At 56.1% G+C, this 13505-nt stretch carries 13 protein-coding genes; 5 read left to right on the forward strand and 8 right to left on the reverse strand.

Features of this window, described 5'->3' with window-relative positions; genetic code table 11:
* Window positions 1-229 precede the first annotated feature (229 nt).
* Window positions 230-1402 carry an aspartate aminotransferase family protein gene (locus ACOI8A_RS08285; protein WP_420650883.1) on the reverse strand — a complete coding sequence of 391 codons (1173 nt, stop codon included), beginning with the start codon at window positions 1400-1402 and terminating at the stop codon, window positions 230-232.
* Window positions 1403-1505: 103 nt separating this feature from the next.
* Between ACOI8A_RS08285 and ACOI8A_RS08290 the strand changes: the two genes are divergently transcribed.
* From ACOI8A_RS08290 to ACOI8A_RS08310, 5 genes are all read left to right on the forward strand, one after another.
* A complete protein-coding gene (locus tag ACOI8A_RS08290; RefSeq protein ID WP_420650882.1) occupies window positions 1506-2411 on the forward strand; it encodes a LysR family transcriptional regulator in 906 nt (301 codons plus the stop codon).
* Between the two features lie 53 nt (window positions 2412-2464).
* Window positions 2465-2869: a GNAT family N-acetyltransferase gene (locus ACOI8A_RS08295; protein WP_420650881.1), complete on the forward strand. Its 405-nt coding sequence runs from the start codon at window positions 2465-2467 to the stop codon at window positions 2867-2869.
* Between the two features lie 190 nt (window positions 2870-3059).
* Window positions 3060-4541: an MBOAT family O-acyltransferase gene (locus ACOI8A_RS08300; RefSeq protein ID WP_420650880.1), complete on the forward strand. Its 1482-nt coding sequence runs from the start codon at window positions 3060-3062 to the stop codon at window positions 4539-4541.
* Between the two features lie 11 nt (window positions 4542-4552).
* Window positions 4553-5659 carry an alginate O-acetyltransferase AlgX-related protein gene (locus ACOI8A_RS08305; protein ID WP_420650879.1) on the forward strand — a complete coding sequence of 369 codons (1107 nt, stop codon included), beginning with the start codon at window positions 4553-4555 and terminating at the stop codon, window positions 5657-5659.
* A gap of 170 nt (window positions 5660-5829) precedes the next feature.
* Window positions 5830-6534: a hypothetical protein gene (locus tag ACOI8A_RS08310; RefSeq protein WP_420650878.1), complete on the forward strand. Its 705-nt coding sequence runs from the start codon at window positions 5830-5832 to the stop codon at window positions 6532-6534.
* 67 nt (window positions 6535-6601) lie between these two features.
* Here ACOI8A_RS08310 and ACOI8A_RS08315 read toward each other — a convergent pair whose 3' ends face one another.
* The 7 genes from ACOI8A_RS08315 to ACOI8A_RS08345 all read right to left on the reverse strand — a co-directional run bounded on the left by ACOI8A_RS08315 (window position 6602) and on the right by ACOI8A_RS08345 (window position 13424).
* Window positions 6602-7093 carry a RidA family protein gene (locus ACOI8A_RS08315; RefSeq protein ID WP_420650877.1) on the reverse strand — a complete coding sequence of 164 codons (492 nt, stop codon included), beginning with the start codon at window positions 7091-7093 and terminating at the stop codon, window positions 6602-6604.
* A gap of 150 nt (window positions 7094-7243) precedes the next feature.
* Window positions 7244-8131 carry a heme o synthase gene (gene cyoE, locus ACOI8A_RS08320; RefSeq protein ID WP_420650876.1) on the reverse strand — a complete coding sequence of 296 codons (888 nt, stop codon included), beginning with the start codon at window positions 8129-8131 and terminating at the stop codon, window positions 7244-7246.
* A 10-nt stretch (window positions 8132-8141) separates the two neighbouring features.
* Complete coding sequence (gene cyoD, locus ACOI8A_RS08325) at window positions 8142-8471, reverse strand: cytochrome o ubiquinol oxidase subunit IV (protein WP_420650875.1); 330 nt, start codon at window positions 8469-8471, stop codon at window positions 8142-8144.
* A complete protein-coding gene (locus ACOI8A_RS08330; RefSeq protein ID WP_420650874.1) occupies window positions 8472-9095 on the reverse strand; it encodes a cytochrome o ubiquinol oxidase subunit III in 624 nt (207 codons plus the stop codon). It abuts the gene before it with no gap.
* Between the two features lie 3 nt (window positions 9096-9098).
* On the reverse strand, window positions 9099-11129 hold the full coding sequence (gene cyoB / locus ACOI8A_RS08335; protein WP_420650873.1) for a cytochrome o ubiquinol oxidase subunit I: 2031 nt from the start codon (window positions 11127-11129) through the stop codon (window positions 9099-9101).
* Window positions 11130-11132: 3 nt separating this feature from the next.
* Window positions 11133-12077: a ubiquinol oxidase subunit II gene (cyoA, locus tag ACOI8A_RS08340; protein WP_420650872.1), complete on the reverse strand. Its 945-nt coding sequence runs from the start codon at window positions 12075-12077 to the stop codon at window positions 11133-11135.
* Window positions 12078-12914: 837 nt separating this feature from the next.
* Entirely contained in the window at window positions 12915-13424 is a 510-nt protein-coding gene (locus tag ACOI8A_RS08345; RefSeq protein ID WP_420650871.1) for a disulfide bond formation protein B, read from the reverse strand.
* Window positions 13425-13505: the final 81 nt, after the last annotated feature.

The raw sequence follows: 13505 nt of genomic DNA on the forward strand, positions 1-13505 counted from the left end.
GCAAGCCAACCGTAACTGGCACCCTTGCCCACATGCATTTGACCGGAACAGTAGATCGTGTCGAAAAAGACACGCCCCCTATGCCGAGGGCTGATCAGAACCACGAACTGGATGAGACCGCATATCTGCTTCGCTCTCCAGCCAATGCGCAGCGACTGATCAGATCAATTGCCCAATTGCGTGCAGGTAATACCGTCGTCAGGCATGTGTCTGAAGAATGAGCGGACGATCACACCCCATCCAGCGCCCGCGCCACACCTCTGACAATCATCTCCACCTCGCGCTCATCAATCGTCAGTGGCGGCAGCAGCCGGATGGTTTTGCCGCGGGTGACGTTGATCAGCAGCCCATGATCGCGCGCCGTGATCAGGGTCAGATCACGGATCGGTTGTTTCAGCTCGATGCCGATCATCAGGCCTTGGCCACGAATCGCCTGCACGTTCGGGTTGTCCGTCAGTTCTGCGCGCAGCCGAGTGATCAGGCGTTCACCTTGAATCCGGGCATTTTCCAGCAAGCCTTGTTCTTCGATGATCTCGAGTACGGTGCAGCCTACCCGGCAGGCCAGCGGATTGCCGCCGAAGGTGCTGCCGTGACTGCCCGGCGTGAACAGGTCCGCCGCTCTGCCCCGCGCCAAGCAAGCGCCGATCGGCACGCCGTTGCCCAGGCCTTTGGCGAGGGTCATGACATCCGGGACGATACCTTCGTGCTGGAATGCGAACCACCGACCGGTGCGGCCAATGCCAGTCTGGATTTCGTCGAGCATCAGCAGCCAGGCGTGACGGCTACACAGGTCCCGCAAGGCTTTGAGGTAGCCCGGCGGCGGCAGTTGCACGCCGCTTTCACCCTGAATCGGCTCGACCAGAATCGCCACGATGCGCGCGCCATGCCGTTGCTGCACCTGCTCCAGCGCGGCCAGATCGCCGAACGGGACTTTGACGAAATCTCCCGGCAGTTCGTTGAAACCCAGGCGCACCGCCGGCCCATCACTGGCGGACAAGGTGCCCAAGGTGCGGCCATGAAAAGCGTTGGCCATCACCACCACCAGCGGCTGTTCGATGCCTTTGCGCCAGCCGTATAAGCGTGCCAGTTTCAGCGCGGTTTCATTGGCCTCGGCGCCGGAGTTGTTGAAGAACGCGCGCTGCATCCCCGACAGTTGTGTGAGTTTCTGCGCCAGTTGCTGCTGCCAGTCGATGCAGTAAAGATTGGAGGTGTGCAGCAACAGTCCGGCCTGCTCGCTGATGGCCGAGACGATGCGCGGGTGTGAGTGGCCGACATTGGTCACCGCCACACCGGCCACCGCATCCAGAAACTCGCGACCGGCCTGATCCCACAGTCGTGTGCCCAGGCCCTTGGTGAAGCTCAGGGCCAGTGGTTGATAGGTATTCATCAGGGCGGCGGTCATCTCGGTGTACTCCAGCACAGGTTCGGTGTGCTGGCAGTATGGTTATCCACCTGAACTGGATAAACTCGGCAAAACCTCAATCATTTAAAAGCAGAGCTTGATAATGGATCTGTTCCAGTCGATGAGCGTTTACGTCAAAGTCGTGGAGGCTGGCAGCATGACGGCGGCCGCGTTGCAGTGCGAAATGTCCACGACCATGGTAGGAAATCACCTGCGGTCACTGGAACAACGACTCGGCGTGCAACTGCTCCAGCGCACAACTCGCCGCCAACGTTTGACCGAGTTCGGCAGCGTTTACTACCAGCGTTGCCTGGAAGTCTTGGGCTTGGTGGCCGACTCCGAACGTCTGGCCGAACAGACCCTCGATGAGCCGCGCGGCACTCTGCGTATCACCGCGCCGTTGACCTTCGGCGTCGAACGTCTGGCCCCGGCACTCAGCGAATTCTCACTGCAATACCCGCAGCTCAAACTCGATGTAGCACTGACCAACCGGCGTCCGGAGTTGCTGGAAAATGGCCTCGATGTGGCATTTCGACTGGGCAATTTCGAAGCGACCAATCTGATCGCCCGGCCGCTCATCGACTACACCCTGACCGTGTGCGCCTCCCCGGATTACGTGGCGCGACGCGGTATGCCGCTCACACCCGACGACTTGCGTCAGCATGACTGCCTGTCCTTCGCCTACCCTGCCGGCGATGACTGGCAGTCGGTCGAGAAAGAATGGCGCCTAAGTGGGCCGGACGGCGAAGTGATGGTCGATGTCAAAGGGCCGATGCTACTCAACAGCTCCGCCGGGTTGCATCAGGCCGCGCGCACCGGCATGGGCATCGTCATGCTGCCCGATGCGCTGGTGGAACAGGATCTGCGCGACGGCAAACTGGTGACGGTAATCCCCGACTACCAACCGCCGAGCCGGCCGATGCACCTGCTCTACGCTCAGGATCGCTACCGTTTGCCGAAATTGCGGCGGTTCGTCGAGTTTGCAGTGCAGACGTGGGGCAAGTCCTGACCGTCTACTCTTTTCGAACGCTCGAAAACCTACTTCAAGGATTTGATCAAAGGATGAACAAGGACTTTTCAATACGCGACCTGTTGCCCAGCGAAGTGGAACAGGTCAGGCAGTTTCTCGCTGAACATGGCTGGGCGCACCGCACCGGCTCGGCAGAACATTTCGCGCAACTTATCCAAAACTCCCAACGCACAGCTGTTGCGCTGAAAGGTGGGCGGATCGTCGGTTTCGCCCGCGGAATCAGTGATGGTTTATCCAACGGTTACCTGTCGATGGTGGTGGTCGACGGGCAGCAGCGGCGGGCCGGGATTGGTCTTGCAATGGTCGAACATGTGATGGGCGATAAACCGGATATCACTTGGGTACTACGTGCAGGGCGTGAGGGCGCCGAAGCGTTTTTCTCCAGCCTGGGATTCGAAACGTCGGTGATCGCAATGGAGCGCAGGCGACTGCAGTAGCTCGCGTTTTCATCGTCGAAAAAACAAGTGGCGTCTTTGCATCTCTGGTCGGGCGCCCACCAAGCGCATCTGAACTCTATCTCCGAGATCTCTGTAGGAAACGTCGTTATCGCTGTTTTCGAAACAACTATCTTCCTGTGCCTGAATACAATCCGCTGCCCCCAGGACGTCAAATGCAGCAAGGCACCTTATGACCTTCAGCTCCCCAAAATTCATCCTTATTTATTTACCGATTGTGTTTCTCGTGTATTTCTTTCTGAATCGCCAACGATTGGTCACCGCCGGTAAGTTCTGGCTCGTCATCGCCAGCCTGATATTTTATGGATACTGGAGTGCAATTTACATTCCGCTGCTTGCACTCTCGATCACTTTCAACTTCGCCATTGGAAAGACTCTCGCCTGCACGAACATGGCTATCTTTTCAAGAGTCTCCAGAAAAACAGTTCTCTGTATTGGCATCGGATTCAACCTGATACTTCTGGGCTATTTCAAATATACAAACTTCCTTGTGGACAATATCAATTCAACTCTTGGCACCGATCTATTCTTCCACCAAATAGTTCTGCCGCTGGGCATCAGCTTCTATACGTTTACGCAAATCGCGTTTCTGGTGGACTGCCACCGAAACCTGGCCAGAGAGTACAATTTCGTAAACTATGCTCTGTTCGTAACTTTCTTCCCACACTTGATCGCCGGCCCGATCCTTCATCACCAGGAAATGATGAGCCAGTTTCAGTCACGGTGGACCCTGGTCATTCGCTACCGCAACATACTGATGGGGTTGTTCATATTCAGCATCGGTCTGTTCAAGAAAGTCCTGCTCGCCGACACCTTCGCCATTTGGGCTGATGCGGGATTCACCAGCGGGGTCGACCATGACTTTTTCAGCGCATGGACCACCAGCCTGTCATACACCTTTCAACTGTACTTCGACTTTAGCGGCTATTGCGACATGGCCATCGGGGCAGCGTTATTGTTCAACATCTGGCTGCCGGTGAACTTCAATTCACCTTACAAATCGCTGGACATCCAGGATTTCTGGCGTCGCTGGCACATGACCCTGAGCCGGTATCTTCGTGATTATTTATACGTTCCACTGGGCGGCAACCGATGCACACGCCACCGTTTGTACTTCAATTTGATGCTGACCTTCATACTCGGCGGCCTCTGGCATGGCGCCAGTTGGATGTTCATCATCTGGGGCGCCCTGCATGGCGCGGCTATCGTCCTGCATCGGATATGGACGCAGTTCGGCATGACTTTGCCGGACGTAGTTGGATGGTTTATCACCTTCATGTTCGTCAATGTTACATGGGTATTCTTCAGAGCCACGTCAGTCGATGACGCTATGGTGATATTACGTGGCATGGTGAACCTGGACTCAATCCCCGGCACTTTGGTGAGCACAATTCCAACAGCAAAGCTCGCTTGGGGAGGAACACTTACCGATTATTTGCTTGAAATACTTCCAGCGGGCCTTGTCGCAAACATTGCGCCGACGGTGATGATTGGCTTCGCGCTGCTGATCATTCGCCAGAAAAACGCGTTCGAATTAACGACGCAATCAAGTTTCGGAATCAAAAAAATAATTGGAATGTCAACGCTGTTTTGCGTTGCTCTGCACTCCAGCATCCAAAGCAGCAGTACGGTTTTCCTTTATTTCAATTTTTGATGGTGTTACTCATGAAGAAAAATCTATACACAGCACTCATCATTTCAATTTTATGCATGTCCATTGTCCCCACTGTAAATCTGCATCGTGTATTCACCACACAAAGCAACGTTAAATGGTGGAAGCGAAAAGTGTTGTACAACATGGATTTCATCTTCTCCGGGATTGGCCAACTGACTTACCTGTACGGAGTTTCGATTGATCCGACGCGCGTGGTTATTGGCAAGCAAGGCTGGTTATTTCTGGGGGATGACTACGCCCATTCAATCACTTCGAAACGCATGGCCATTAGCGCCGAGGATTCCCAAACACTTGAGACGGTCGCGGGATCCGCGAGGGCCTGGAATCAATGGTTAAGCGACATGGGCGTTGCGGCATTTCGTATTGTGATAGGGCCGGATAAGGACTCTGTCTATCCGGAATATCTTCCCGACTGGTCAGCACACTCCACTGCCAGACTGACCGACTCACTTGTGACTCGGGCCCGCGAGAATATCTACGTCGACCCCACCCGGGCACTCATACAGGCCAAATCAGATTACTCCGCTCCGCTGTACTACACGACGGACACGCACTGGAACAATCTCGGCGCATGGGTTGCGTTTGATGAGTTGCGCAAAAGCCTCTCGAACAGTCAGGCTGCATTGCTCTGGCCTCAGGCACGAGACCCGATGATTATGGAAAGCCATATGCGTGGCGGAGGCGACCTCGCACATTTTCTGCGGATTCAGGACCTGATCACCGACCGTGAGGTCGCACTGAATCTTCATGCAGAGTACGCAATGCCAGTGGAGCATCACGACTTCAACTCCGGGGCAATTGTATTCTCGGGTAAGAATACCGGCATCGCGTCCCCGGCAGTCCCGCTGTTGGTGAAATCCAAACATGCATTGAACCGAAAGAAGGTGCTCTGGTTACGTGATTCGTTTGGCTCTGCCATGGCGCCGCTCATGACAGCCACTTTTACCGACACCTTGCATGTCTACTATCCGACACTCACACCCGAAACTCTGGTCGCACTTGTCGAGCTCTACCAGCCAGACTATGTGTTCGTCACAAGCGTTGAAAGGGACATTCGCGGCGAATTTTTCCAGTCCACCCCTACCGATGGCCAGTGAGTGAGATTTACTCACGATTCGTCTTTTCTATCTGAGTTCTGCGACAAATATTCGTCTCCACCGGGCCGTTGCTCCGTGACAAGCACGCCCCGCTCCCCTAAATTAGGCGGCCTGAAAAAGACCCCGTGCTTTCTCGTCTCAACTCAAGTTAAAGAAGTAGTGAAATTTCAATGTCCGATTCCAACACCGCTGAATCCGTAGTCACCCAGTCGTCCAAAGCGGAATACGAAAACTCCATCAATCTTTCACAACACATCCCACAGGCGAAGATCATCAGCGAGATGGTGCTGGACGCGTTCCAGTCGTCGCGCGAAAGCGATGAGATTCGCGATCTGCGCGCGGCGATCCGTCAGGCTCACGACCGCTTCGATGACGATCAGGCTTATGAGCTGATGGGCGAACTCAAGCGCTTGAAGGACGCCGAGGCTGCGGATATCGCTGCCCTTGAAGACCTGAGCAGCAAATTCCCGATCAGCCGCATCCTGTCCAGCTTCAAAGACGATCCGGCGTTCCAGGAAATCGTCTACGGTCTGGCCTTGAAAGTGCTGAACCAGACGCATCAGGCGATCAGCAATCCGAGCAGCGGCAAGAGCAAAACCGCACGCGCGAAGAAAGAAGCCGAAGTGTTCAGCATCAGCAAGGACGGCATCAGCGTGACCCTGCCGCTGCGCACGCCGCGCTCGCGCCTGAGCATGGATCGGGAAGCGCTGGAATTCCTCGGTTTCACTTTCGTTGGTGAAGGCGACGAAGCCGAGCTGGACGGCGAAACCTTCGTCGACAACGCCGGCACCGAACAGGCGATCAACCGCAAAAACATCATCACCGCCCTGCAACAGCAGACCGCGTTCGATGGCTACAGCATCGCCGTTCAGTAAGCCCGGCGCTGACGAAAAAGCCCCGCCCTGAGATTCAGGGCGGGGCTTTTTGTTTTCTGGCGGGCAGTCAGGCCGACGGCAGCAGCGCGACGATCATGTCTACTTCGATAGCCGCGTTTTTCGGCAACTGATATACGCCGACGGTGGTGCGCGTGTGCCGGCCAACATCACCCAGCACATGACTGAACACATCCGATGCACCGTTGGCGACTTCACTCAGATCAACGAAATCGGCGGTGGACTTCACATACACCGTGACCCGCAGCAACGACTTGATCTTATCCAGCGAACCCACGGCATCGACGATGAAGGCCAGACACCGCATCGCGCTGATGCTCGCCGCGGCTTGCGCGTCCTTGAGTGTCAACTCCTGCCCCACCCGGCCCGGGTACTGAATCTTGCCGTCGGCGCGTGGCACCATGCCGCTGATGTACAACTCGTCATGGTGACGAACCAGCGGCGCGTAGTTACCACCCACCGTGTTCTCGCCATTGATGTCGTAATTCAGCTCTTTTGCCAGGGCAATGAAGCGTTCGTCGCAGGTCATCCTCTCAGTCATGTCGCCCAGCCTCGTGATCGATGCATGTAGTTGGATCCGAATCTAGGGCTTTTGCCAAGCAACCGCAACCTGTCGATTCTAGCTAGTCGCTTCCAACAAAAAACCCCGCGCATCTCTCGATGGCGGGGTTTTTCTTACCACGGTCGAACCTTAAGGCGCGTACGTCACCAGCAGTTCGGCCGGCACCTTGAAGTCCAGGGACATCATGACGCTCAGCGCGGTGATGGTGAAGATCGAGAACACGAACAGCTTGCGTGCCCAGACCGTGTCATCCACTGCTTTGTAACCGGTCCAGGCCATGTACAACCAGTACATGCCCATGGCCGCGGCGACGGCGAGGTAGCTCATGCCGGCGTAGCCGCTGAAGGTCAGCATCAAGGTCGCCACGAGGAACGCCAGGATGTAGAGCAGGATGTGCTTCTTGGCCACTTTGATCCCGCGCTTCACTGGCAACACCGGAATCGATGCAGCCAGGTAATCGTTGAAGCGGAAGATCGCGATGGCGTAGGAATGCGGCATCTGCCACAGGCTGAACATCACCAGCAGGGTCAGCGCGGCCATGTCGAAGCTGTTGGTCACGGCCACGTAACCGATCACCGGTGGCATGGCGCCCGACAGACTGCCCACCAGCGTGCCGTGAACCGACTTGCGCTTGAGGTACAGGCTGTAGAAGCCGACGTAGATCACGAAGCCGATCACGGCGAACAAAGCCGCCAACGGGTTGGCCACTTTGTACAACAACGCAACGCCGAGAACACCCAGGACGGTCGCATAGATCAGGGCCAGTTTCAGGGAGATCAAGCCCTGCACCAGCACCCGGTTCTTGGTGCGTTCCATCTTCAGGTCGATGTCGCGGTCGATGCAGTTGTTGAACACGCAACCGGAGGCCACAACCAGGGAAGTGCCGATCATGGCTGCCAGAAACACGGCCAGATCAACATGCCCTTTCGAGGCCAGGAAGAACCCGCCTGCCACAGAAAGCACGTTACCGAAAATGATCCCCGGTTTGGTGATTTGGATAAAGTGCTTGAGCGACATCGGGTCTACCTCACTTCGCCATCATGAACGTGTGGATGCTGAACATGATCCACAGCGACAGGCCGACCAACAGCACGATCACGATGGCCGTGAAGACGAACGCAATCACGTTGTTCCGCTGCGCAACGGAACGGTCCAGGTGCAGGAAGTAATACAGGTGAACAATCACCTGAATCACGGCGAATGCCAGGACGATCATCAGCGTGATCGACTTCGGCAGCGTCGGGTACATGACCAGAGCAAACGGGATCGCTGTCAGGATGACCGACAGGATGAAGCCGATCGCATAGGACTTGACGCTGCCGTGGCCGGCGTCGTCGTGGGAATGTGCGTTAGCCATTTACATAGTCCCCATCAGATAAACAACGGTGAATACGCAGATCCAGACCACGTCCAGGAAGTGCCAGAACAGGCTCAGGCAGCTCAGACGGGTCTTGTTGGTCGCCGTCAGGCCTTTTTTCTGCACCTGGTACATCATGATGCCCATCCAGATCAGACCCGCCGAAACGTGCAGACCGTGGGTACCGACCAGGGTGAAGAACGCGGACAGGAAGCCCGAACGGCTAGGACCGAAGCCCTCGGAGATCAGCAGGTGAAACTCGTTGATCTCCATCGCGATGAAGCCTGCGCCCAGCAGGAAGGTCATGAACAACCAACCCAGAACCTGCTGCTTTTTACCTTTGTACAACGCCAGCATGGCGAAGCCGTAGGTGATCGAACTGAACAACAGCAGAGCCGTTTCGGCCAGCACGTATGGCAGTTCGAAGATGTCGTGGCCCGACGGGCCACCGGCGACGTTGTTTACCAGTACCGCGTATACCGCGAAGATCGACGCAAACAGAATGCAGTCGGTCATCAGGTAGAGCCAGAAACCGTATACGGTCATCTCGCCCGAATCGTGGTGATGGTCATCGTGCCCATGTTCACCATGGGCGTGTCCAGCATTGGTCACTAAATTCGACATGGTTTAAGCCTGTTCCAACGAGGTTTCAACACGGGTGGCGGAGGCCGGGATTTTCCCTGCCGCGACCAGACGCTTGTGCTGCTCGGCTTCGATGCGCTCGATCGTTTCAACCGGAACCATATAGCCCTGGTCATCACGTGCAGCGTGGATCACGAAGTACACGACAGTACCGACCAGGCTTGCGATGGCCAGCCACCAGATGTGCCAGATCATTGCGAAACCGAACACGGTCAGCAGAGCGCCCATGACCACACCGGTAGCGGTGTTGTTTGGCATGTGGATCGGCTCGTACTTGGCCGGAGCCTGGTACGCAGTACCGTTTTCCTTGGCTTCGGTGAACGGGTCGATGCAGTCAGCCTTAGGCAGCACGGCAAAGTTGTAGAACGGTGGTGGCGACGAGGTCGACCATTCCAGAGTGTGGGCATTCCACGGGTCACCGTGTTCGCACATGTTCTCTGGTTTGTTGCGGTCACGAACCGATACGTACAGCTGGATCAGTTGGCAAGCGATACCGACTGCGATCATCACCGCACCGAACATGGCAACGTACAGGTACGGTACCCACTCAGGGTTGGTGGTGGCGTTCAGACGACGGGTCATGCCCATGAAGCCCAGTACATAGAGCGGCATGAACGCGACGAAGAAACCGGTGATCCAGAACCAGAACGCTGCTTTACCCCAGCCTTCGTGCAGCTTGAAGCCGAACGCTTTCGGGAAGTAGAACGCGAAACCTGCGATGTAACCGAATACCGCGCCGCCGATGATCACGTTGTGGAAGTGAGCGATCACGAACAAGCTGTTGTGCAGAACGAAGTCAGCACCCGGAATGGCCAGCAGTACGCCGGTCATGCCGCCGATGGCGAAGGTCACCATGAAGCCCAGGGTCCACAGAACCTGGCTGGTGAAACGCAGACGGCCCTGGTAGATGGTGAACAGCCAGTTGAATAGCTTCACACCCGTCGGGATCGAAATCAGCATCGTCGCCAGACCGAAGAAGGCGTTGACGCTCGCACCCGAACCCATGGTGAAGAAGTGGTGCAGCCAAACCATGAAGCCCAGGATCGAGATTGCGCCCGATGCGTAGATCATCGAGTGGTGGCCGAACAGTTTCTTGCCGGTGAAGGCCGAGATGACTTCCGAGAAAATGCCGAATGCCGGCAGGATAAGGATGTAAACCTCAGGGTGGCCCCATGCCCAAAACAGGTTGACGTACATCATCGGATTGCCACCAAGTTCATTGGTGAAAATGTGGAAATCCATGTAACGGTCAAGTGTCAGCAGTGCCAGGGTAGCGGTCAGGATCGGGAACGAAGCCACGATCAGAACGTTGGCCCAGGTGCAGGTCCAGGTGAAGATCGGCATGTCCATCAGCTTCATGCCAGGGGTACGCATTTTCAGCACGGTAGCGAGGAAGTTGACCCCCGTCAGCGTCGTACCTAACCCGGATAGCTGAAGCGCCCAGATGTAGTAGTCCATCCCCACGCCAGGGCTGTATTGCAGACCCGACAGCGGTGGATAAGCAACCCAACCGGTCTTGGCGAATTCGCCGACGCCCAGCGACAGGTTGATCAGCACAACGCCGGACACCAGCAGCCAGAAGCTCAGGGAGTTCAGGAACGGGAACGCAACGTCACGCGCGCCGATCTGCAGCGGCACTGCAAGGTTCATCAGGCCGGTGAAGAATGGCATCGCCATGAAGATGATCATGATCACACCGTGAGCGGTGAAGATCTGGTCATAGTGTTCAGGTGGCAGGTAGCCAGGCGAACCCTCGGTGGCCATGGCCAACTGGGTACGCATCATGATGGCGTCGGCAAAACCGCGCAGCAGCATGACCATGGCGACGATGATGTACATCACGCCGATTTTCTTGTGGTCGACCGACGTCAGCCACTCGGTCCACAAGTAAGTCCACTTCTTGAAGTAGGTGATTGCAGCGAACAGCGCCAGACCACCGAGGGCGATCATGGCGATGGTCACCATCACGATCGGCTCGTGGAACGGGACCGCTTCCCAACTTAATTTACCAAACATCGTTTACTCCTCTGCCCCGGCAGCTGAATGCGAGTTCATGTCCGATCCTTGCGTCGCGGCCACTTCTTTCTCTTTCTTCTCGTGCTTCAGCGGCTTGCCCGGTTTCATGCCTTCGTACTTGTCGACGATGATCTGGAACAGGTTCGGCGTGACCGAGGAGTAGAGCTCGACTGGGTTGTTCTGGCTTGGCTTGGAAAGGGCTTCGTATTCAGCTTTTTCAAGCTGTTTAGGTGCCTTTTTGACTTCGCTGACCCAGGCGTCGAATTGCTCCTGAGTCGTAGAGATGGCTTTGAATTTCATGCCGGTGAAACCAGCGCCGCTGTAGTTGGCGGAGATACCGTCCATTTCAGCGTCACGGTTGGCAATCAGGTGCAGTTTGGTCTGCATGCCGGCCATCGCGTAGATCTGGCCGCCCAGGCCCGGGATGAAGAACGAGTTCATCACGGCGTCCGAGGTCACTTTGAAATTGACCGGAGTGTTCGTCGGGAACACGATCTTGTTGACCGTGGCAATGCCTTGTTCCGGGTAGATGAACAGCCACTTCCAGTCCAGCGCGACCACTTCAATGGTGATCGGCTTGACGTCGGACTCAAGCGGACGATACGGGTCCAGCTCGTGGGTCGACTTGTAGGTGATGTAACCCAGGGCAATGATGATCAGTACCGGAATGGTCCAGACTGCCACTTCGATTTTGGTGGAGTGCGACCACTTCGGGGTGTACACGGCATCCTTGTTGGAGGCGCGGTACTTCCAGGCGAAGAGGAAGGTCATGACGATAACCGGCACGACGACCAACAGCATCAGCAGGGTCGCGGTGATGATCAGGTTTCGCTGTTCCAGGCCAACCTGGCCCGTGGGATTGAACAAGGTCATGTTGCAGCCTCCCAGCAACAACGTGCCGAGCAGCGGCACTAGGCCTAGTAATCTGGGGTACCTGTTTTTACTCATCTCACGACCTCTAAAGCAGCTTGCGCAATGCAGTTGGGTTTTGATCGCCAACACTTCACCCTGCCAAGGGTTGGCATTTTCTTTGGATTGAATAAGGGCCGCCCGTCTCGCGTCAGACGCTCGACAAATCCTGGGACAGCGGTGAGTTCTTATTCGAATTCGTGGTCAAAGGCCTTGTTACAGACCAATTCCATTTGGTGCGGAAAGTTGAGGCACCGACACCAGGGTGACTTACAGCCTTACGGCTGCTCGACACCCGACTTCCTGCGTAGCGCCTTATTAAAGTGTTCCTTAATAAAGGCTGAACAGTGCCGGGAATTCAGTGCGGGCGATTGTAGATAGGTAGCGCCCTATACACCATGTCTTATCCCGAAATAATTTTTATCCGTTACAGCAACAATCCATTCCGGTTTTTGCAAAAGTCGCCCATGGTATCGAAATCGATTCTCAACAAAAACACCAAAAAATGTAGGTCTACCCGCCTCAGATCAGACAGCTCTGAAAGCTTTTTCCCTGGCCGTGAACGGCGCAAGCCCCGGTAACCCAAGGCTTCTGGCTAATTGCCAGAGGTTGTTAAAACTGCCTGTTGTCGCCGCTGTGTATAAACGCCGACAAATCCGGAAACAGACCAATCCGGTTACACAGTCGCAGACCAATCCGCGCCACCGATCCGGCCCGCGACAGACCTGCTGTGACAACATGTCGCACGCCTGTCGCAACCTTCATTGCCGTTCGTCACGGTGTTTTCACAAATGCTCTGAAATGCAAAACGCCGCGCCTTCCTGACTCGGAAAGCGCGGCGTTTCGTTATATCGGCAAGCGCGCCTGAAGCTTGACTCAGCGCAAGGCTTTGCGGTTACGCGAGATCAGCAATGGCACCAGAATCACCACCAGCACGAACGCCACCAGCGCCCATTGCGCCAGCGACAGGCCGAGGATCGGCGGGTACGGCGTCGAGCAGAAACCGTCGACCTGGAAGCCCAGCGGGAAGATTTTCGCCAGCGGCAGATCATCGACAATCGGCTGCAGCACATCGATGCCGCAGCTCACTGTCGGATAGAACTGGGTGTAGACATGATGTCCCGCCACCCCTGCCCCGGCAATCGCGCAAATCACCACCAGCACCTCGAACACCGTGAGGCTGCGGCGCGTGCGCATCGCAGCGCCGATGAACGCGAACAGCGCAATCAGCAGCAACGCGTAACGCTGCAGAATGCACAGCGGGCATGGCGCCTCGCCGAGCACGATTTGCATGTACAAAGCGCCGCCAATCAGCGCCAGGCAGATGATCCCCAGCAACACCAGAAAGCGCCGCTCACGGCCCAACCGCATCGTTTCCTCGCTCATCGCGTTTCCCTTTCATGTCCATGGTTCAGCCGGCGAGCGGCTGAAAGTTGTCGCAAGTCTACACCGGGGGAATAAACGATA

The sequence above is a fragment of the Pseudomonas sp. P4795 genome, assembly GCF_048822895.1.
Classification (GTDB): Bacteria; Pseudomonadota; Gammaproteobacteria; order Pseudomonadales; family Pseudomonadaceae; genus Aquipseudomonas.